Origin of the sequence: Frankia sp. CcI49 (assembly GCF_001983215.1) — a bacterium.
Taxonomy (GTDB): Bacteria; Actinomycetota; Actinomycetes; order Frankiales; family Frankiaceae; genus Parafrankia; species Parafrankia irregularis.
This window is the reverse complement of sequence record NZ_MOWP01000027.1, coordinates 1-19523: the sequence shown is the minus strand read 5'-3', so window position 1 is coordinate 19523 and position 19523 is coordinate 1. Positions and strand designations below refer to the sequence as shown.

The following is a 19523-nucleotide window of genomic DNA, read 5'->3' as shown; positions in this document are numbered from 1 at the left end:
ACGTCCCCGCCGGTGGTCTCCGTGGCCGCGGAAGGCCTGGACGGGGACCGCGCGGACCAGGGAACCGGCGTGGACCGTTCGGGGGATGCCCCCAAGGTGCCGGCGCCCACCAGCCCGGGCCAAGCCGGACGAGCCGAGCAAGCCGGCCAAGCCGGGCTAGCCGGGCTAGCCGGCGGAGCCGAGCAAGTGGGCCGAGCCGAGCAAGACGTCCGAACCGGGCAAACGGGTCGAGCCGGCGGGCTGCCGCCGGAGCAGCGCCGCGGGCCGGTGACCGCGCGGGGTGACCAGGTGCAGGCGTCCACCACCGACCAGCGGCTGCTCGGCACCCGCAGCCCCGCTTCGTTCGTCCACAGCGACCCCTGGCGGGTCCTGCGCATCCAGAGCGAGTTCGTCGAGGGCTTCGGCCTGCTGGCGGACCTGCCGCCGGCGGTCACCGTGTTCGGCTCGGCGCGGGTGGCCCGGGACGAGCCCGAATACGAGCTCGGGCGTCGGCTCGGGGCCGCGCTGGCCGACGCGGGCTACGCGGTGATCACCGGCGGCGGCCCGGGCGCGATGGAGGCGGTCAACCGGGGGGCCCGGGAGGCCGGCGGGCTGTCGGTGGGCCTGGGTATCGAGCTGCCGTACGAGCAGAGCCTCAACGAATGGGTCGATCTCGGCGTCAGCTTCCGGTACTTCTTCGTCCGCAAGACGATGTTCGTGAAGTACGCCGAGGCCTTCGTCATCCTGCCCGGCGGCTTCGGCACGCTGGACGAGCTCTTCGAGGCGCTGACCCTGCTGCAGACCGGAAAGGTCACCGGCTTCCCGATTGTGCTGATGGGCACCGGCTACTGGGCCGGTCTGCTGGACTGGCTGCGCTCGACGGTGCTCGGGGCCGCCCGGATCAAGCCCGGCGACCTCGACCTGGTGACCCTCACCGACGACGTCGACGAGGCGGTGGACGTCATCCTGCGGGGCACCGGCCGCAGCGCCGCCGCGGCCGAGGCCGCTGTCGCCGACAGCGCCGCGGGTGCCGGTACCGGTGTCGCCGACAGCGTCTTGGATGCCGGTACCGGCGACGTGCCCGGGTTCGCCGGAGGCACGGACCAGACCGGCCGGCCCCTCGGCACGGAACCGCGGTGAACATCTGCGTCTACTGTTCGTCCTCCGAGCTGATCGACCCCTCCTTCGTCCTGCTGGCGGCGGAGGTCGGCGCGGAGCTGGCGCGCCGCGGGCACACCCTGGTGTCCGGCGGCGGCTCGGTGTCCTGCATGGGCGCGGTGGCCAGAGCGGCCCGTGCCGGCGGCGCACACACGATCGGGGTCATCCCCGAGGCGCTGCTCGCGATGGAGGTCGGCGACACCGACTCGGACGAGCTGATCGTCACGGCCACGATGCGTGAGCGCAAGGCGATCATGGATGGCCGCGCCGACGGGTTCCTGGCGCTGCCCGGTGGGCTCGGAACGCTGGAGGAGCTGTTCGAGATCTGGGTCGCGGCGCTGCTCGGCCTACATGACAAGCCGGTCGTCGTGCTGGAGTCCGAGGGCGTGTTCACGCACCTGCGGCTACTCGTCGACGACCTGGTCGGTCGCGGCTTCGTACGTCCGCAGGCCCGCGACACCCTGATCTGGGCGACGAGCATCACCGAGGCGCTCGATTTCGTCGAGGCCGGTGCGGCCGGTGCGGCCGGCGGGAGCCGGCGGCTGCCAGCCGCGCCAGCTGGATCGGCAGAGGCCGCAGAGGCCGTGGAGGCCGCAGAGGCCGTGGAGGGCGAGTAGCGGCAGGTCAGACCACCAGCGCGGGTCAGGCCACGCCTCGCCGCGCGATGCGCAGATCGACATCCCCCCGCAGCGCGGAGACCATCCGCAGCGTGCGCCAGGTGGCGATCACCTGGTGCGCGCGGAACACCCGCGCGCCGAGCCAGGCCGCGACCGCGGTCGCCGCGAGGGTCCCCTCCAGCCGCTGGTCCACCGGCGCGTCGAGCACCTCCCCGACGAAGTCCTTGTTGGACATCGCGACCAGGACCGGCCACCCGGTGGCCACCAGCTCCGGCAGCCGGCGGGTGGACTCCAGCGAGTGCCGGCTGTTCTTGCCGAAGTCATGCCCCGGGTCGATGAGCACCGCGTCGGGCCGGACGCCCAGCGAGACGGCTCGTTCGGCCAGCCCGGTGGTGGTGGCGGCGATGTCGGCGACCACGTCGTCGTAGGCGATCCGGTGTGGTCGGGTGCGTGGCGGCAGGTGGCCGGCGTGGGTGCACACCAGCCCGGTGCCGAACTCGGCGGCGACCTCGGCCAGTTCCGGGTCCACGCCGCCCCAGGCATCGTTGAGCAGGTCGGCGCCCTCGCTCGCGACCACCCGCCCGACCTCGGCCCGCCAGGTGTCCACACTGATCACGATGTCGGGGTGGCGGGCCCGTACCGCGGAGACGAAGCCGCCGATGCGGCGCAGCTCCTCGGCGGCGTCGATCTCCTCGCCCGGGGCCGCCTTGACACCGCCGATGTCGATGATCCCGGCGCCACCGTCGACGGCGGTGTCCACGGCGTCGAGCGCCGCCGCCTCGCCGTAGGTCGCGCCGCGGTCGAAGAACGAGTCCGGGGTGCGGTTGACGATCGCCATGATGACGAGCTCGGACGGGCCGAACACCCGCCCGCCGAGCCGCAGCGGCCGGGGGAGGGCAGGGTCGCCCGCATCGCTCGGATCGTCCGGATGCGCTGCGCCGTAGCCGGGTGTCGCCCCGCTGCCAGGCGTCGGACTGCTGGTCGGGGGAGATTCGGCGGCCACCCCGCCCACCCTGCCAGACCGGGCATGGACCCGGCCAGACCCGGCGGCGGTCCTCCCGTGGCCGGTTCACGGTCCTTTCGCGCCCGGTTCACGGTCCTTTCGTGGCGCTGCCGTCCGACGGGTGGGCGAATCCGCCGCCCGCCTGCGCGCATGGCACGATCGACCCTGTGGTGCTCATGGTGGAGGTCCTGCTGGTCGCGACGATCGTGTTCGTCGTGGCCGCACTGTCCGTCGGGCGGTTCGACCGGATGGCACCGGCTGTACCGGACGGCCCCCATGTCAGCCTGAGTGGCCGTGCGGTCGCCCCCGCCGACGTGGAGGGCCTGCGCTTCGGGATGGCCGTGCGTGGCTACCGGATGGCGGAGGTCGATGCCGTCCTGGCCCGACTCGCCGACGAGCTCGCATGGCGGGACGAGGAGATCGCACGCCGGGACGATGAGCTGGTCCGGCTCGCGGAGCTCGCACGGCTCGGCGGAACCGGCGGCGCCGAGCCGGCCGGGTGGAGTGTCGAGCCCGCCGAGTGGACCGAACCGGCCGAGCCCGCGGCGCCCGTCACACCTGTCCTGCCCGCCGGGGACGGGGTCGCCGGGCCCGATGCCAGCGGGCACGCTGGCGGCGAGGACGATGCCCGCGAGGACGATGCCCGCCAAAGTGGGGCCAACCAGGGCGACGCCAGCCGGCCCCGACACGTTTGGGGCGAGCCCGACCAGCCCGAAGCCTCTCCGGCCGAGGACGATGTCGATGGGCAACAGTAGTGAAACGCATCGGAGTAACTAGCACAGATGTGCGGAGGTGGCCAGCAGGACATCGAGATCACGGCTCTGCCGTGACCGTTGTGATTCCCCGCTGGGACGTGTTTCGGTTTGCGGGCGGCTCTCCGGGATAATCGTCGTCAGACGCAGGTCCGACGGCAGGAAGAGGTGCACCGATGGCGGCCATGAAGCCGCGGACGGGTGACGGTCCGCTCGAGGTCACCAAGGAGGGGCGTGGCATCGTCATGCGTGTCCCGCTCGAAGGGGGCGGCCGACTCGTCGTCGAACTCACCGCCGACGAGGCGAGTGCGCTGGGAGATGCGCTCAAGATCGCTGTCGGTTAGGCCGGGGGTGGTCACTCACCACTCGTCAGGCGGGCGTTTCCGCGGTGCGGTGAGCGGGGCATGAGCACGGTTGCTGTCGCATCGATGGCCGACCTCGCGGAGTCGAGGTACCGAGCTCCGCTCGTCCTGGTCACCTCCGACGACCACCCGTTGCTCGCATCCGTCGACCAGCCCACGTCGGGCCGGGAACCGGCCGCCGAGCCGGCTGTCGCCCCGGGTGAGGTGGGCGCGGTGGGTGCGGACAGTTCCGTTCTCGTGGTCGTGGTCGCCTCGGTCGATGGTGCTGTCGTCGTGCCTGACCGTGGTCGCCGCGCCTGCACACGGGTCGGTGTCGACGTTGATCGGCTCATCGAGAACGAGGGCTTCCGGGCTGACACCGGTGGGTTGTTGACGGTTCCGCTGTCCCGGGCCGAACGTCCCTGGCGGCTGTTCCTGCTCGGCGTGGGCGCCGGTGAGGCCGCGGACTGGCGTTCGGCGGGGGCCGTCCTCGCGCGCCGGGCCGGAGCCAAGGGGCGGCCCTTCGTGGTCGCCGATCCGGATGCCGAGCGGGTGTACGCGTTCGTCGAGGGCCACGCGCTGGCCTCCTACCGCCTCGCCGACGTCGTCGCCGGTGCCGTCCCCGACGGGGACCGCGCGGCCGGCGGGAGCGTGGCCGTGCGGGTCGTCGGGCCGTCGCCGGACGGGCCCGAGGCATCGGGCGGGCGGGACCAGCCGGCCGGGCAGCAGCAGGACGTCCAGCCGGACGGCGGGCAACAGGATGTGCCGGAGCCGCAGCCGGCCACGGCGGACGAGGCGGCGGCCGACCCGCGGGCGGACCGGGTGCTGGTGCTGAGCCTGGAGCAGGCCGGCGACCCGGCGGTCGTGGACGCGGTGCGCCGGGCACGTGTCGTCGCGGACGCGGTCTGCCTGGCCCGCGATCTGATCAACATGCCGAGCCTCGTCAAGACACCGGCCTGGCTGGCTCACCAGGCGAAGCTGGTCGCCTCCCAGGCTGGCCTGGACGTCGCGGTGCTCGACCACGACGACCTGGTTCGGGAGGGCTTCGGCGGGCTGGTGGCGGTCGGCGGCGGGTCGCCGCGCCCGCCGTTCCTGGTGCGGCTCACCTACGACGGCCCGCCTGGGCCCGAGGGCGTCGAGCCCGGGCATCGGGTGCTGGTCGGCAAGGGGATCACGTTCGACTCGGGTGGGCTGTCGCTCAAGCCGTCGGTCTCCATGGCGAGCATGAAGACCGACATGTCCGGCGCCGCGGCGGTGCTGGGCACGATGGCGGCGTTGCCCGAGCTGGCCGTGCCTGGCAAGGTCACCGGGCTGCTCTGCCTCGCGGAGAACCTCATCGGCGGGTCCGCTATGCGTCCCGGTGACGTGATCACCTGTTGGGGCGGGACCACGGTCGAGGTGCTCAACACCGACGCCGAAGGGCGCCTCGTCCTGGCCGACGGCCTGGCCTATGCCACCGCGACGCTGGAGCCCGACCAGATCGTCGACCTCGCCACCCTGACCGGTGCGATCACCGTCGCTCTGGGCCGGCGCACCGCCGGGCTGTTCTCCTCGGACGACACGCTCGCGGCCGAGCTCGCCGCGGCGTCCACCGCCGCGGGGGAGCGCGTGTGGCGGCTGCCGCTGACCGAGGAGTACCGGCCGGCGATCGACTCGCCCGTGGCGGATCTGGCGAACATCGGCCGGGCGATGGACGTGAACGGCGGCTCGATCACCGCGGCGCTGTTCCTGCGGGAGTTCACCGGTGGTCGCCCCTGGGCACACCTGGACATCGCCGGCACGGCTCGCGCGGACTCCGACGACGGTGAGATCAGCCGCGGCGGCACCGGCTGGGGCGTCCGCACGCTGATCGCCTACCTGGCCGGGCCGGGGTCAGGCTGAGGGCGGCCGCGTCGTGCTCGGCGAACTGTTCGCCGAGCCCAGCGCGGCAAGCTGTCGCCGCGCCCAGTGCAGGCTGTTCTTCTCCGGCATGACCGCGGGCCAGCCGGCGAGGGCGGCCTCGAGGGTGTACCGGTCCGTCGTCGCCAGCACCTCGACCAGCAGTTCCCCTACGTCGACCTGATCGACCCGGAGCTGGTCGAGGTAGCGCGCGAGGATGCCCCCCGGATGCGGCTCACGGACGATGTAGGCCTCGCCGGTGTCCGCGACCCAGCTCAGCCGGTAGGTGGAGTGCTTGTCGTCCTCGGTGGTCCAGCCATACCCGAAAGCGACCTCTTCGGACGTCTGCCGGCGCGGATCGGCATCGTAGAACTCGCGGATGTTCATGCGGTACGCCTGCCCCCGCGGGCGGTGCCGCACTCCCCGGATCCGGGCCTTCGGGCCCGGGGAGTGACGACCGGGCGCGACCCGCTAGGGTGACTCGCCGCCGCCGATCCTCCCGAGGGCGGCCTGATACCCCGCCGCCATCGTCTCGGTGAGGATCAGTGACAGCCGCAGCACGATCCGGCCCTGCACGAACGTGTATTCGGCGGCTGGGTCGCCGCCGGCGGAGGGGGCGCTCAGTGCCGCGCCCCGGGCTTGGGCGACCTCCGGGGCGTGGAAGACCTCGATGGCGCCGCCCCGCTCGATCGCGTCGGCCGGCGCGCCCGCGATCTCGCTGGCGCTGACCCGGCTGTCGGTGAACGCGATCCGGCTGAGGTAGCCGCCCGGACGGCCCAGGAGGGCGTCGGGGTCGTTCTGCGCGGTGTAGACGACGGTGGTCCGCAGTGGCAGCCCGCTGTTCGCCAGCATGATCGCGACCTGTTCGGCGGTCGGGCCGGTCGCCTGACCGGATGAGCCCGCTGCCGGATCGGTCTGGCTCGGGTCGGCCGGGCTCGCCGTCGGGGTGCCGGCGGTGGCTGCCGCGGACGGGACCGCGCCGCCGGCCGGCCCGCCCGTGGTGATCCTGTTCAGGACGTAGCCGGCGCCGCCGGCGAGCACGGCGATGCCCATGAGGAAGGCGACCCAGCCCAGCCAGTTCTCGCCCGGCTCCCGCGGTGGCGGTGACGCCGGTGGCCGGGCCCGATCGGAACCGGGGAATCCTCCGGTGCCCGGATAGGCCGGCCGGCTGGCCGCCCAGTTGCTGGACCCGTCGTCGCCGGTAGCCGGCGCCGGCCGGCCCGAACGGCTCGCCTGCCCGGGTCCGCGCCCGGCCCCGGGGCCCGGCTCCCGGCCCGGTGCCGGTGTCGGATCGTCGGCGTAGTCGGCTCCGCCGGGATGCCTCCCACCGGAGCGCGCGGCCGGGTCGGTGAAACGGCCTCGGTCGCGCGTTTCCGCCCAGCCGGCGCCTTCGTGATGGCCGGGCCGGGTGCCACGGGTGTTCGAGGCCGACACCTGCGGACCCCGGAACTGGTCGGACCGGGCGGCGGAGCGAGCGACGGGACCGGACCGATCGGAGTAGCCGGAGTGGTCGGCGTGGTCGGGCCACTCGGGGTAGCCGGAGTGGTCGATGTGGTCAGGCCACTCGGGGTAGCCGGAACGGGACGACTCGCCGAACCCGCCGGGGTCGCCATCGCGGCTGTAGTCGTCGTCGAAACGACGACGATCCACCTGACCGCGCACCTGCTCACTCCCGGCTCGACGCTGTCGTCCGACCTGTGTCGACCGCCGCGGGCCCGACCCGGATCGGACGCCGCGACGGATCGTACGGGCGGACAAAATGTTCGCCCCGGCACAGAAGAGCCTAAACCGTAACCCAGTTCGAACGCTCCGCGCGCGAGCCGCCCGCTGGCCGGTACAGGTGGTTCGACTGGTTCGGGTGGTTCAGCCGACCGGTGACGACTTCGCGACGACCGCCACCAGCAACCCATCCCCGGTCGTGAGGAGCATCTGGGTGAGCCGCGCGTCGTCCCGGACGGCGGTGGCCAGCTCGCGCACTGCGGTGACGTCCGGGCTGCGGGCCGAGGGGTCCGTCGTCTGGCCCCCGGCGAGCACCCCGGCGAACGCCACGACGCCGCCAGGCCGCAGCAACCGCAGCGCCTGCGTGAGGTACTCGGTGCTCTCCCGCCGGTCGGCGTCGCAGAACACCAGGTCGTAGGCGCCGTCGGTGAGTCGGGGGAGCACCTCCAGGGCGCGCCCGGTGATCAGCCGGCTGCGCCCCGGTGCCATCCCGGCGTCGGCGTAGATCCGGCGGGCCAGCCGCAGGTGCTCCGCCTCGACGTCGATGGTGGTCAGGGTTCCGTCCGGTCGCATCCCGCGGAGCAGCCAGGTCCCGGATACCCCGGTACCGGTTCCGATCTCGACGACCGCACGGGCTCCCACGGAGGCGGCCAGGAAACGAAGCACGGCTCCGGCGCCGGGGCTGACGGGGACGATCCCGACTTCCTCGGCGCGAGCGCGGGCAGCACGAAGAACGGGGTCTTCCAGGAGGAAGCCCTCGGCGTAGGCGACGGCAGATTCCCGTGCCGCGATGTCGATGTCCGGCATGACATCCGCAGCCTACGGGAACGGGAGACGAGACAGGAACGTTCGTCTTGGCAGTGCGCCCGTGTCGACTGGGTCGAGGGGAGAAAAATCGGTGTCCGCAGCGGGATTCGCCGCTCCCTGGCCGGCGCGTCGGGTACGTTCGTCGCGAACCGACCGAGAGGCGGCTGTGGCGGCGGAGGAGCTCGGGGCGGGTTCGGCCGTCCAGGGCGCGGCCGCCGCCCCAGAAATGAGTGCTTGGGTGCCCCCGTCCTGGGAGGACGTGGTCCGCGAGCACGGCAACCGGGTGTACCGGCTTGCCTATCGCCTGACCGGCAACGCCCACGACGCCGAGGACCTCACGCAGGACGTCTTCGTCCGGGTTTTCCGTTCCCTGGCTGACTACACGCCTGGCACCTTCGAGGGCTGGCTGCATCGCATCACCACGAACCTGTTCCTGGACCGGATGCGCCGCCAGCAGAAGATCCGGTTCGACGCGCTGCCGGAGGACACCGAGCGGCTGGCCGGTCGGGAGGCGAGCCCGGAAGCGGTCTACGCCGAGAGCCATCTGGACGCGGACGTGGAGGCGGCGCTCGCCGCGCTGCCGCCCGACTTTCGGGCCGCGGTCGTGCTGTGCGACATCGAGCAGCTCTCGTACGAGGAGATCGCGCAGACCCTCGGGGTCAAGCTGGGCACCGTGCGCAGCCGGATCTCCCGCGGGCGAGCGATGCTGCGGGCGGCTCTCGCCGACCGGGCGCCGCGGGCGGCGATGGCAGCCGAAGGCCCCGAGAGCGCTCCGCTGGCCGCGGCTGCCGGTCCCGCTTCCGCACAGGCGCCTTCCGCCGCCGATCCGGGCGGCTGGGAGCACGAGGTCGCCGAGCCGGAGCCGGCTGGGCGTGGCGAGGGGTCGTTCGCCGACGGTGTCACCGAGCCGGAGCGGTCGGGCCGGCGCGGTCGCCGGAGCGAGCGTCGCCGTGGTCCGGTGAGCAGTACCGTCGGTGCCGAGGGCGGTGCTCCTCGGGAGCGGCGGGCGTGAGCGGTCATCTGGGCGTGCTTGTCACCCCCCTGGTCGACGGGCAGCTCGGTCATGACGACCGTGACCGAGCCCTGGCACATCTCACCCGGTGTCCCGCATGCCAGGCCGAGGTTGCCGAGCAGCGATTCCTCAAAGCCCGGCTGGTCGGGCTCGCCGAGCCTTCCCTGCCGAGCGGGCTGGCCGCGAACCTGCTTGGCCTGGGCGCACGTGAGTACCAGGCCGCGCTGCGGGCCACCCCGGCGCCCTCGGCGCCGCGACCGTTGATCGGCGCGGCGAGCGGCTTCGTCGCGGCGCGCCCCGTCGTGCGCGGGCCGGCCACGGAGCTCACCGCGGCTGGCTCCCGGCCGGGTGGCCTGACCCGGGCGCCGGGTCCGTTCCGGCCCGCCGGCCCGTTCGCGGGCGGCGGCGTGAGCCTTGTGCGGCCGGCGGCGGGGGCGGGGCGGCCGCCGGGTGGTGCGCGTGGGCGGTCCGCCTGGTCCGCGCCGGGTGGAGTGCTCTGGGTGGCTGCCAGTGGAGCGACGAGGGTCGCGGGCCCCTCGGCTCGGCGTCCCGCGCCGCACCCACGATCGGGCAACCGGAGCCGTATGCGCCGCACCCTTGTCGGCTCGGCGGCCGTGATGCTGCTCGCGGTCAGTGGTTCGGCGCTCGCGGACGCGGGTGCGGTCGCCCGCCCCTCCGACCTGCCGGCGATACCCGCACCGACCAGCGCGACCGCGATTCCGGCCAAGGCTCCGGCGATCAACATGATGCGTCCGAGCCCGATGATCGCCACGGTTTCGTTCCCGAGGCCCTGACCGGGCTGATGCGGCGGCGGCGCCCCGCACGGCTGCCGACCGCGTGAACCGATCTCGGTCTGCCGTTCACTGATCATTTGATGCCCGACCGGGCTAGCTCAAATGTCGACGAATCTTCATTTTCCCCAATGAATGCGGCAGGTGGCCGCTGTCGGGTGCATGAACGCCGCGCTTCCCTCACGATGAGTTACCGCGCTGGGGGGCGCGGAGGGAATTCATGCCCGCTGACCTTCCTGTGCCTGTCTGGCACCCTTTACCGTGTTGTCCGCCTGGTTGGCCGGATCGTGCCTCGGCCCGCAGGAAGCCCGCGGTCTTCAGCGTGGCGCTCGGGCACTTCGGGGAGGGCATGTGGACAGCACCGGCGACGACCAGACCACAGATGCCCGTCCTGGCGTGGGATCGTCACGGGGCGCACCGGTGGTCCGGCCGCCGCGGCTACGTCCACCCGCGGCCGAGGGCACCGCTCCGTCACCGGGCGGCGCCGACCGTCCCGTCCCGACGGCGCTGCCGCTGCACGGACCTGAACGCCGTCCGGCCGGCTCCGCACCGGCAGCCGACCAGCGTCCGGTGACCGATCAGCGTGCAGGGGCCGATCAGCGTGCAGGGGCGGATCGGCGTCCAGCGGTGGGCGAGCGCGTAGCGGCGCGGCAGGATGCGTCCACGTCCGCAGCGGCGTCCACGCCCGGGTCCGGGGCAGCCGCCGCTCCGGCCGCGAATCGCGCCGCGGCTGCGGGGCGCCCGGTCACCGCCCGGGTTCGGCCTGGCCGGCGGGATGATCCTTTCCCCTCGGCGGCACGGACTCCACCGGTGACTCCGGCCGCGGCGGCTCGCGGCAGGTCCGCGGAGACCTCGGCCCGCAGGCCCGCGGAGACCGCAGCCAGCGAGCCGGCGGATGCTCCGGCCGACCGGCCGGCGGACGCCCCGCAGGGCAGGTCCGCGGCCGCTCCGGGCAGGGCGGCGGATGCTCCGGCGGCCCTGGCAGCCGATGCTCCGGCCGCCAGGGCCGCCGATGCGTCGACGGCCAGGGCCGCCCAGACCCCGGCGGCGGAGACCGCATCCGGGTCGGGGGGCGGGCCGGGCCAGCCCAGACCGGGGCACGAGAGCCGCGCGAAGCCGGTCCACCGACCGCCGTTCGTCGAACCGGTGCGCCCGCCGTCGCAGGTCAGGGGAGGCGCGCCCGCCACGCGTGAGGCGACGACGCCGGCCAGTCGCGCGGATCCGGCCGACCGCACGGATCGGGCGGATCGGGCGGATCGGGCGGCCGAGGGGACGGACGGGACCGGCGGCGCCGGCGGTACCCCGCCGAGGAGGCCTGCCAGCAGTGCTCCGGCAGCGCCGGAGAAGAACCCCGTCGCTCGCCCGGGCGCGCCGACGGTGTCTCCTGAGGGTCGCGAACGGCGGCCCGGCCCGTCCCGTGGCCTGTTCGAAAGCGCACGCGGCGAATGGTCCGCGCCGCCTTCGTCGCCCGCGCGGCCGCGTCCGACCGGCGTGGGGCCGGCTGCCACCCCGCGCGATGCGGGGGAGGCACGGCCGGCAGCGAGACTCTCGCCCGGCGGAGCCGGCCGGGACAGCACCTCCCGTGAGGCGACGCGAGAGCCGTCTCGTGAGGCGGCGAACAACACAACACGGGAGGGCACCGCACGGACCGTGCCCGCCGCGGATGTGCCCCCTCGGCCGGACGCGACCTCTCGGCCGGACAAGACCCCTCGGCCGGCCGCGACGTCACGGGCTGACGCGACGTCACGGGCCGACGCGACGTCACGGGCTGACACGACGTCACGGGCTGACACGACGTCACGGGCTGACACGACGTCACGGGCTGACACGACGTCACGGGCTGACACGACGTCACGGGCTGACACGACGTCACGGGCTGACACGACGTCACGGGCCGACGCGACGTCACGGGCCGACATCGGGCGTGCCCGTGGCGATCGACCGGATGAGCTGCCCAGAGAGTCGAGCCGGCCGTCGGGTGACTGGTCGGGTGCGGGGCGGCCCGCGCAGACGACCGCCACCCGGGCCCCAAGCCGGCCGTCAGCCGACCCGTTCATGGACCTGGTGTCCCAACGACGCCCGCCGCGCCCGACCACACCGCCTCCGTCGGAGCTGACGGGGGCGGCGGCCCCGCCCGGCAGATCGGGTACGGCCGGAACGCCCGGCGCCCCGGGTGACGGCCCGTCCGTCGGCGGCAGAAGGCCAGCGCAGCCGGCTGGGGCGACGGGCGCGGCGCCCGGGTCACTCGACGGTGCGACTGGCGCGGCCGCCCAGCACCATCGTGTCCCCGCATCGCGGCCGGTCCACAGCCGCCGGGCGCTCGTCATCACCGCGGTGATCGCGGGTCTGCTCGGCGGGGTGGTCGGTGGCGGGACGATCGCCGCGGTGACGGACGAGTCGGCGCAGACGTCGGGGCCGGCCACGTCCGCCGAGGCGGCACCCACCGTCATCGACCCCGGCTCGGTGGCGGACGTGGTGGCCCGGGTGATGCCGTCGGTGGTGACCATCGATGTGACCGCCGGCGAGGAGGGCGGAAACGGTTCGGGGGTGATCATCCGTTCCGAGGGTTACGTGCTCACGAACAATCACGTGATCTCACCGGCCGTCGCCGCGGGCGGCCAGATCGTGGTGACGCTGGGCTCCGACACGGAGCCCAGGCCGGCCGAGGTCGTCGGCCGGGACGCGCGTTCCGACCTCGCCGTGCTGCGGATCCCCGGCGTGACCGGGCTGACGGCGGCGACACTGGGCCGTTCCGGCTCCCTGGTGGTCGGCGCGCCGGTGATCGCGATCGGCGCGCCGTTCGGCCTGTCCGGGACGGTGACGACCGGAATCGTCAGCGCCCTGGACCGCAATCCGAGCGTGCCGGTCGACGGCGGCGGGGCCTCGGTCATCATCGGAGCGATCCAGATCGACGCGGCCATCAACCCCGGGAACTCCGGYGGGCCGTTGCTCGACGCGGCCGGGCAGGTGGTGGGCCTCAACACGGCGATAGCCACCGTGCCCGGGGCGACGACGCAGTCAGGCAGTGTGGGCGTCGGCTTCGCGATCCCGATCGACTACGCGGCCTCGGTCGCCGACGAGATCATCCGTACCGGTCGGGCGACACATCCCTATCTCGGGGTGTCGGCGGCCACCGTCACCGCGGCCGAGGCGCGGGCCCGCGGCACCAGAGCGGGGGCGATCATCCGTGAGGTCGATTCGACCGGGCCGGCGGCCGCGGCGGGGCTGACCCTGGGGGACATCATCACCCAGGTCGACGGCATGGCCGTCAACAGCACGAACGACATGACGGCGGCGACTCGGCTGCACCGGGTCGGCGACTCGGTCACCGTCACCTTCTGGCGTGCCGGTGCCGAGCGTACGACGCGGGTGGTACTTCAGGAACAGCCGGGCTGACCACCACAAAGGTGGGGGTAAGAACAGAGCAGGTCGTGGGCCCGCGAGAGGTAACAGGACATCTGTTCGTCATGTCGGAACCCTTCGCCGGCAGCGGCAGGGGAGGTACTCTGGCCGAGTGTTCAATGGCGTCGGATGGGGCGAGGTAGCTGTTCTGCTCCTGATCGGGCTTTTCGTCTTCGGGCCCGACCGGTTGCCGAAGGCTGCCCGTGACGCTGGCCGGATGCTGCGTCAGTTCCGCGAGATGGCGAACGGGATGCGCAACGACCTGCGGTCGGAGCTGGGCCCCGAGCTCGCTGATCTGGATATCCGGGATCTGCACCCCAAGACCTTCGTGCGTAAGCATCTCTTCGAGGGTGAAGATGATCCGTTCGGCTACCCGGCCGGAAAGCGGACCATCGATTCGCTGCTCGGCGAGGACGATGCGCCCGCCGCACCCTCGCTGACGAAGGATCGGCTGCCGCAGGCCGGCTCCGAGACGTCCCTGACGAAGCCGGCTCCGCGCCCGTCGCTGACCAAGTCGAGCCCGTCCGCGGCGCGTCCGGTCGCCACCGGCACCACTCCCGCCGTGCGCTCCGAGCCTCCCGCCGACTCGGCGCCGTTCGATTCGGACGCCACCTGAGCGACCAGCGGGACCTCGCAACGTCGGAAGCTGCGGTCTCCGCGCCGGAGCCCACTCCGGGAGCGGTTCGTCCGCCGCGAATCGACCTGCACGCCCATTCCACCGCGTCGGATGGCGCGCTCACACCTGACGAGCTGGTCCGGTCCGCCGCGGCGGCCGGTGTGGACGTCCTCGCCCTCACCGATCACGACACCACCGGCGGGCTCGACCGGGCCGCCGCCGCGCTGCCCGCCGGGATGACGTTGCTGCCTGGTGCCGAGATCTCCTGTTCGGTGCAGGTCGGTGGGCGGCGGATCGCACTGCACGTTCTCGCCTACCTGTTCGACCGGGCCGAGCCGCGGTTCGCCGCCGCGCGCGCCAGGCTGCGCGATGACCGGGCGAACCACGCCCGCCGGATGGTGGAGCGGATCGCCGCCGCGGGTCATCCGGTGCGCTGGGAGCGGGTCCAGGAACTGGCCCGCGGCACGGTCGGCCGCCCGCACGTGGCCGCGGCGCTCGTCGATGCGGGCGTCGTGCCCACGGTGGAGGCCGCGTTCACCCGGGAGTGGATCGGCTCCGGTGGGCGGTTCTGGCTCCCGAAACAGCAGCCCGACGTCTGGGAGACGCTGCGGATGATCCGGGCGGCGGGGGGCGTCAGCGTGTTCGCCCACCCGTTCGCCAGCGCCCGTGGCGACACCGTGGGGCCCGAGGTCATCGTGGACATGGCGCGGGCCGGGCTGACCGGTGTCGAGGTGGACCATCCCGACCACACCCCGCCGGACCGGGAGCGGCTGCGGGCGCTGGCCGCTGAGCTCGATCTGGTGGCCACCGGGTCGAGTGACTTCCACGGTGGTACGGGCGACCGCAGGGTTCTCGGGTCGGAGAGCACGTCGCGGGAGTCGTACGAGGCGCTGGTCGCCAGGGCGAGCGGGGCAGCTCCGATCACCGGGTGACCCGATCACCCCGGTGGCCGCTGTTCCGGCACCTCGATTTCAGTCCCCAGCCTCTCAGTGCCTCTCAGTGCCTCTCAGTGCCCAGTGCCTCAGTGTGTGGCGGGCGGGATGTCCGACGTTCCCAGCCGCCCCAGCAGCTCGGCGATGACGTCCTGTTCCTCGGGTGTGAAGTGGTTCAGGACGTGGCGCGCGACCCCCCGCAGATGGGTGCCGGACGCGTCGCGCAGCCGGCTGAACCCCGCGTCGGTGAGGACAGCCAGCGTTCCCCGCGCGTCCGAAGGGCAGGATCGCCGCTCCACCAGCCCCTCCCGTTCCATGCGGTCGACCAGCCGGGTCAGCCCGCTGCGGGAGAGCAGCACCTTGTGGGCGAGCTCGCTCATCCGGAGCTGGTGGTCGGGGGCTTCGGAGAGCTGCACGAGCACGTCGTAGAAGGCGAGCGGCAGCTGGTGCGCGGCGTCGAGCTCGGCCTCCAGCAGGCGGGTCACGTGGGCGTGTGCCCTCAGCAGCTGCCGCCAGGCCCGCATGCCGCGGGCATCCACGACCTCGCCGGCTCTGCCCACATCTCCGGCTCTGCCCACATCTCCGGCTCCGGCCACGGTCGAGTTGTCCCGCACCACGTCGATCCGCCCCACGCCGATCAGAGTACGACGCGGTGACCCGCCGGGTCCGCGCCGAAGCCCGGCGTGCTATGCCCCCCACCGCCGAGCCGGCCCGAGGGGCCGATGGGCGGCTATCGTGGAACGAGGTCGCGCCAGGTGAGTAACCGACCCGCGGCCCACGGCCGCGAAGTCCCAACGGCTGTGCGATCACTGGCACACGATCACTGGTATACGAGCACTGGCATACGAGAACCACCGACAGCGCCGGATCCGGCTGCGTGCCACCGGCGCCTCCCAGCCCCCGCTTTGCAGCACATCCGCGGTCCCACACGGCCGAGGATGTCGACCCGCGACTGAGGTTTCCCTTGTCACCAGCCCTGCCTTCGTCCGACGCCATCCAGTCCGCCCTGGCGACAGTGCTGGACCCGGAGATCGGGAAGCCGATCACCGATCTGGACATGGTGGAATCGGTCCACGTCCGCGACGACGGTTCCGTCGACGTGAACGTGCTGCTGACCGTCTCCGGCTGCCCGATGCGTGATGAGATCACCTCCCGTGTCAGTCGCGCCGTCAGCGGTGTCGACGGCGTCCGGGATGTCCGGGTGGCGCTCGGAGTCATGACCCCCGAGCAGCGCACGGCCCTGCACGAGAAGGTGCGCGGCGGCGCGGCGCAGCGGGTCATCCCGTTCGCCCAGCCCGGTTCCATGACCCGCGTGTACGGCATCGCCAGCGGCAAGGGCGGGGTCGGCAAGTCGTCGGTCACCGTGAACCTGGCCGCGGCGATGGCCCGCTCGGGGTTGTCCGTCGGTGTCCTCGACGCCGACATCTACGGCCACTCCGTCCCGCGGATGCTCGGCATCGATCGCCCGCCGACGCAGGTCGAGAAGATGATCATGCCCCCGCAGGCGCACGGGGTGCGGGTCATCTCCACCGGCATGTTCACCCGTGGGAACGAGCCGGTCACCTGGCGTGGCCCCATGCTGCACCGTGCCCTGGAGCAGTTCCTGTCGGACGTCTTCTGGGGCGACCTCGACGTCCTGCTCCTCGACCTGCCGCCCGGCACCGGTGACATCGCGATCTCGCTGGCCCAGCTGGTTCCGACGTCCGAGCTGCTGCTCGTCACCACGCCGCAGCTCGCGGCCACCGAGGTCGCCGAGCGCGCCGGCACGATCGCCGTGCAGACCCACCAGAACGTGATCGGTGTGGTCGAGAACATGGCCTACATGCCCTGCCCGCACTGCGGTGAGCGGGTGGACGTCTTCGGCGAGGGCGGTGGCGCTGCCGTCGCCGAGCGCCTGACCCGGGTGCTCGGCCACGACGTGCCGCTGCTCGCCCAGATCCCGGTGGACGTCCGGCTGCGCCAGGGCGGCGACGACGGCAAGCCGCTGGTCCTCTCCGAGCCCGACTCCGAGGCCGGCAAGGCGCTGCGCGCCGTCGCCGAGCGGCTCACCTTCCGCTCCCGCGGCCTGTCCGGCCGTTCGCTGGGCATCAGCCCCGCCGGCCGGGCCTGAGCCTGAGCCGGTAGCGGCCGGCCCGGCCCACCCCGGGCCGGCCGCGGTCGAGGCCGGGGGCCGACCGGAGACTTGGCGAGGCGGTTGGCGAACAGTCCCTCCCCGTTCACCCCACTGTGGTGTCATCGGGCCGTGGCGGGTGACAGGGGTTCCTTCGCGGGCGCACGGCCGGGCCGGCGGGCTGTACTGGCAGGTGGTTTCGGCGCTCTGGTCGCCGCCACCGTGGGTGGATGCGGTGGTGGGTCCGGTTCGGCGCGGTCGGCGACGCCGACGATGCGTGCGGCCACACCCATCCRCGGGATCCGCGACGGGGTCTTCTCCCTCGGCGTGGCCAGCGGCGATCCGCTGCCCGACGGGGTGATCCTCTGGACGCGGCTTGCGCCGGAACCGACCTCGGGCGGGGGCATGCCCCTGCGCGACATCGAGGTCGACTGGCAGATCGCCCGCGACGAGAAGTTCGCCGACGTGGTGCGCGGCGGCACCCAGCTCGCCACCGCGTCCTTCGCCCATTCGGTGCATGTCGACGCGCGGGGCCTGGAGCCCGGGCGTGACTACTTCTACCGGTTCCGCGCGGGGGATGTCCTCAGCCCGGTGGGGCGGACGCGCACCGCCGCGGCCGCCGGGTCCGCGGGTGGCCAGCTCGCCTTCGCGCTGGCCAGCTGCCAGGACTTCCAGAACGGGTACTGGCCGGCCTTCGACGCGATCGCCGCCGACCACCCGGACTTCGTCCTCCATGTGGGGGACTACATCTACGAGTACGACCCGGACAGTGACTACGCGGACCGCCGCCACACCACCCCGGAGAAGCCCGGGATCGACCAGCTCCAGACCCTGGCGGACTACCGCAACCGGTACGGGCAGTACAAGTCCGACCCGGCGCTGCAGGCCGCCCACCTGGCCGCGCCCTGGGTGGTCACCTGGGACGACCACGAGACCGAGAACAACTACGCGGGCCTCGTGGACGAGAGCGGCGACACCGGCGACAAGCACCAGGACCAGGCCACCTTCGCCAAGCAGCGGGCGGCGGCCTACCAGGCGTACTACGAGCACATGCCGATCCGGGCCGAGCTCGACCCGGGCTCGCCGGACCTGCGCATCTACCGCCGCCTGAGCTTCAGTGACCTGCTGACCCTCAACGTGCTGGACACCCGCCAGTACCGGACGCCGCAGCCCGGCTCGCCCGCCGACGGCATCGGCGCCGTCAGCCTGGGCCGGGACAACGCGGCCGGCACCATGACCGGTGCGRAGCAGGAGAAGTGGCTCGTCGACGGCCTGCGGGCGTCGCGGTCACGGTGGAACGTCATCGCCCAGCAGACGATGATGGCGCAGCTGCACGGCCAGCTGAACGGCAGCGAGACGCTGACCAACCTGGACCAGGCCGACGGCTACCTGCCGTACCGGACGCGGATCCTCTCGGCGGTGCGCGACAGCAAGGCGGCGAACCCGGTGGTGCTCTCYGGGGACATCCACTGCGCGTGGGTCAACGACCTGCGGGTCGACTTCGACCGGCCGGAGACCCCGGTCATCGCGACCGAGTTCGTGTGCACCTCCATCAGCTCGGGGTTCTTCCTGGTCAGCGAGGACTTCGTCAAGGAGAACAACGCCCGCCTCAACCCCCATGTGCGCTACTTCCGCGGGGACCGGCGGGGCTACACCCGGGTCACGGTGACGAACGACGAGTGGCGCTCGGACATGCGGGTCGTCGAGACCATCGAGAAGCGCACCGCCCCGACGTCCACCGACCAGACCTGGGTCGTCGAAGCCGGCAAGCCCGGCGCGACCAAGGCATAGCGCCGCCTGGCCGGACGCCGGCCGCGGGTATGTCGGCCGGGGCCGCCCGGCTCGGCCTCGACATCGGCGTTCTCGCCACCTTTGACCGCCGCCCCAACGGCCGAGCCGATCGCTCGGCGTACTGCCGTCACTCGCACGATCATCGTGGCGGGCTGTTCCCTCATGCTCTCGCGCAGCTGATTCCCGGGTGTGGGGCGGTTCCGCTGAACCGCCCCACACCCGTCGCGGTGATCGCAGTCGGCCGGCCGTCGCCACGGTCGGGGTCGGGTCGTGGTTGTGGAACTGTCGGTGGTCGGTGTGACGATGCGCGGGTCCGACTGGTCGACGACACCCCTGGCCCGGTGATCCTCATGATCGATACTGTTCCTCCCTACGACACCCCCACCCCCACCGCCGCTGCGGACGCCGATGCCGCTGCGGACGCTGCTGGTTCCTCGGCGGACCCGGAGGACGTCCCGATCACGGAGCTGGAGACCGCGATCTGCCAGTGGGCGGGCCGGATCGCGGCCGCGACCTGCGCCTGGCTCGGTCTGCTCGCCGCGTTCGACCGCCGTCGCGGCTGGTCGGGGATCGGGATGCGCTCGTGTGCCCACTGGCTGTCCTGGCGGTGCGGGC

At 73.1% G+C, this 19523-nt stretch carries 18 protein-coding genes and 1 pseudogene; 13 read left to right on the top strand and 6 right to left on the bottom strand.

Annotation, left to right across the window (positions count from 1 at the left end):
- The first annotated feature begins 240 nt into the window (after positions 1-240).
- The gene (locus CcI49_RS23735; RefSeq protein ID WP_083749691.1) at positions 241-1119 is read left to right on the top strand and encodes a TIGR00730 family Rossman fold protein; all 879 of its coding nucleotides are present in this window, start codon (positions 241-243) and stop codon (positions 1117-1119) included.
- Entirely contained in the window at positions 1116-1754 is a 639-nt protein-coding gene (locus CcI49_RS23730) for a TIGR00730 family Rossman fold protein (RefSeq protein ID WP_076829469.1), read from the top strand. The genes CcI49_RS23735 and CcI49_RS23730 overlap by 4 nt, the downstream gene beginning before the upstream one ends.
- Positions 1755-1779: 25 nt before the next feature.
- On the opposite strand, the gene folP is transcribed toward CcI49_RS23730, so the two are convergent.
- Positions 1780-2592: a dihydropteroate synthase gene (folP, locus tag CcI49_RS23725; protein ID WP_054565489.1), complete on the bottom strand. Its 813-nt coding sequence runs from the start codon at positions 2590-2592 to the stop codon at positions 1780-1782.
- Positions 2593-2858: 266 nt separating this feature from the next.
- Here folP and CcI49_RS42660 point away from each other — a divergent pair, with 266 nt between their 5' ends.
- The 3 genes from CcI49_RS42660 to CcI49_RS23710 all read left to right on the top strand — a co-directional run bounded on the left by CcI49_RS42660 (position 2859) and on the right by CcI49_RS23710 (position 5731).
- The gene (locus CcI49_RS42660) at positions 2859-3512 is read left to right on the top strand and encodes a DivIVA domain-containing protein (protein ID WP_235497706.1); all 654 of its coding nucleotides are present in this window, start codon (positions 2859-2861) and stop codon (positions 3510-3512) included.
- A gap of 173 nt (positions 3513-3685) precedes the next feature.
- Positions 3686-3853 carry a DUF3117 domain-containing protein gene (locus CcI49_RS23715; RefSeq protein ID WP_006544345.1) on the top strand — a complete coding sequence of 56 codons (168 nt, stop codon included), beginning with the start codon at positions 3686-3688 and terminating at the stop codon, positions 3851-3853.
- A gap of 60 nt (positions 3854-3913) precedes the next feature.
- Positions 3914-5731, top strand: coding sequence for a leucyl aminopeptidase (locus tag CcI49_RS23710; protein WP_076829466.1), 1818 nt, complete (start codon positions 3914-3916; stop codon positions 5729-5731).
- Here the strand turns inward: CcI49_RS23710 and CcI49_RS23705 are convergent.
- From CcI49_RS23705 to CcI49_RS23695, 3 genes are all read right to left on the bottom strand, one after another.
- Positions 5723-6115: a hypothetical protein gene (locus CcI49_RS23705; protein WP_054565487.1), complete on the bottom strand. Its 393-nt coding sequence runs from the start codon at positions 6113-6115 to the stop codon at positions 5723-5725. The genes CcI49_RS23710 and CcI49_RS23705 overlap by 9 nt on opposite strands.
- 84 nt (positions 6116-6199) lie before the next feature.
- Entirely contained in the window at positions 6200-7378 is a 1179-nt protein-coding gene (locus tag CcI49_RS39845; protein ID WP_054565187.1) for a hypothetical protein, read from the bottom strand.
- A 213-nt stretch (positions 7379-7591) separates the two neighbouring features.
- The gene (locus CcI49_RS23695; RefSeq protein ID WP_054565186.1) at positions 7592-8254 is read right to left on the bottom strand and encodes an O-methyltransferase; all 663 of its coding nucleotides are present in this window, start codon (positions 8252-8254) and stop codon (positions 7592-7594) included.
- A gap of 91 nt (positions 8255-8345) precedes the next feature.
- On the opposite strand from CcI49_RS23695, the gene sigE reads away from it, so the two are divergent.
- Both sigE and CcI49_RS23685 read left to right on the top strand, forming a co-directional pair.
- Positions 8346-9266: an RNA polymerase sigma factor SigE gene (gene sigE / locus CcI49_RS23690; RefSeq protein WP_076829463.1), complete on the top strand. Its 921-nt coding sequence runs from the start codon at positions 8346-8348 to the stop codon at positions 9264-9266.
- The gene (locus CcI49_RS23685; RefSeq protein WP_054565184.1) at positions 9263-10060 is read left to right on the top strand and encodes a zf-HC2 domain-containing protein; all 798 of its coding nucleotides are present in this window, start codon (positions 9263-9265) and stop codon (positions 10058-10060) included. The genes sigE and CcI49_RS23685 overlap by 4 nt, the downstream gene beginning before the upstream one ends.
- Positions 10061-10653: 593 nt before the next feature.
- Here the strand turns inward: CcI49_RS23685 and CcI49_RS41625 are convergent.
- Positions 10654-11244 (bottom strand): hypothetical protein, encoded by a 591-nt coding sequence (locus CcI49_RS41625; RefSeq protein ID WP_158230804.1) that lies wholly within the window; start codon positions 11242-11244, stop codon positions 10654-10656.
- An 868-nt stretch (positions 11245-12112) separates the two neighbouring features.
- Between CcI49_RS41625 and CcI49_RS23675 the strand changes: the two genes are divergently transcribed.
- The 3 genes from CcI49_RS23675 to CcI49_RS23665 all read left to right on the top strand — a co-directional run bounded on the left by CcI49_RS23675 (position 12113) and on the right by CcI49_RS23665 (position 15007).
- Positions 12113-13453 carry a trypsin-like peptidase domain-containing protein gene (locus CcI49_RS23675; protein ID WP_235497705.1) on the top strand — a complete coding sequence of 447 codons (1341 nt, stop codon included), beginning with the start codon at positions 12113-12115 and terminating at the stop codon, positions 13451-13453.
- Between the two features lie 118 nt (positions 13454-13571).
- The gene (tatB, locus tag CcI49_RS23670) at positions 13572-14075 is read left to right on the top strand and encodes a Sec-independent protein translocase protein TatB (protein ID WP_054565182.1); all 504 of its coding nucleotides are present in this window, start codon (positions 13572-13574) and stop codon (positions 14073-14075) included.
- An 80-nt stretch (positions 14076-14155) separates the two neighbouring features.
- Positions 14156-15007, top strand: a complete 852-nt coding sequence (locus CcI49_RS23665) for a PHP domain-containing protein (RefSeq protein ID WP_076829454.1) — start codon at positions 14156-14158, stop codon at positions 15005-15007.
- Positions 15008-15096: 89 nt separating this feature from the next.
- Here the strand turns inward: CcI49_RS23665 and CcI49_RS23660 are convergent, their stop codons facing one another.
- Positions 15097-15531 (bottom strand): MarR family transcriptional regulator, encoded by a 435-nt coding sequence (locus CcI49_RS23660; protein ID WP_193209943.1) that lies wholly within the window; start codon positions 15529-15531, stop codon positions 15097-15099.
- 440 nt (positions 15532-15971) lie between these two features.
- Here CcI49_RS23660 and CcI49_RS23655 point away from each other — a divergent pair, with 440 nt between their 5' ends.
- The 3 genes and pseudogenes from CcI49_RS23655 to CcI49_RS43510 form a co-directional block, all read left to right on the top strand.
- Entirely contained in the window at positions 15972-17117 is a 1146-nt protein-coding gene (locus CcI49_RS23655) for a P-loop NTPase (protein ID WP_054565180.1), read from the top strand.
- 273 nt (positions 17118-17390) lie between these two features.
- Positions 17391-18908 (top strand): alkaline phosphatase D family protein, encoded by a 1518-nt coding sequence (locus CcI49_RS23650; RefSeq protein WP_241840230.1) that lies wholly within the window; start codon positions 17391-17393, stop codon positions 18906-18908.
- Between the two features lie 350 nt (positions 18909-19258).
- Positions 19259-19523: pseudogene (locus CcI49_RS43510) on the top strand (HNH endonuclease); the annotation flags it as partial.

What these genes read in the sequence shown, in the direction of transcription:
- folP (WP_054565489.1), bottom strand. Translation starts at nt 2,592, where the DNA reads ATGGCGATCGTCAACCGCACCCCGGACTCGTTCTTCGACCGCGGCGCG.
- CcI49_RS23715 (WP_006544345.1), top strand. Translation starts at nt 3,686, where the DNA reads ATGGCGGCCATGAAGCCGCGGACGGGTGACGGTCCGCTCGAGGTCACC.
- CcI49_RS23695 (WP_054565186.1), bottom strand. Translation starts at nt 8,254, where the DNA reads ATGCCGGACATCGACATCGCGGCACGGGAATCTGCCGTCGCCTACGCC.
- CcI49_RS23660 (WP_193209943.1), bottom strand. Translation starts at nt 15,531, where the DNA reads ATGCGGGCCTGGCGGCAGCTGCTGAGGGCACACGCCCACGTGACCCGC.
- CcI49_RS23710 (WP_076829466.1), top strand. Translation starts at nt 3,914, where the DNA reads ATGAGCACGGTTGCTGTCGCATCGATGGCCGACCTCGCGGAGTCGAGG.
- CcI49_RS23705 (WP_054565487.1), bottom strand. Translation starts at nt 6,115, where the DNA reads ATGAACATCCGCGAGTTCTACGATGCCGATCCGCGCCGGCAGACGTCC.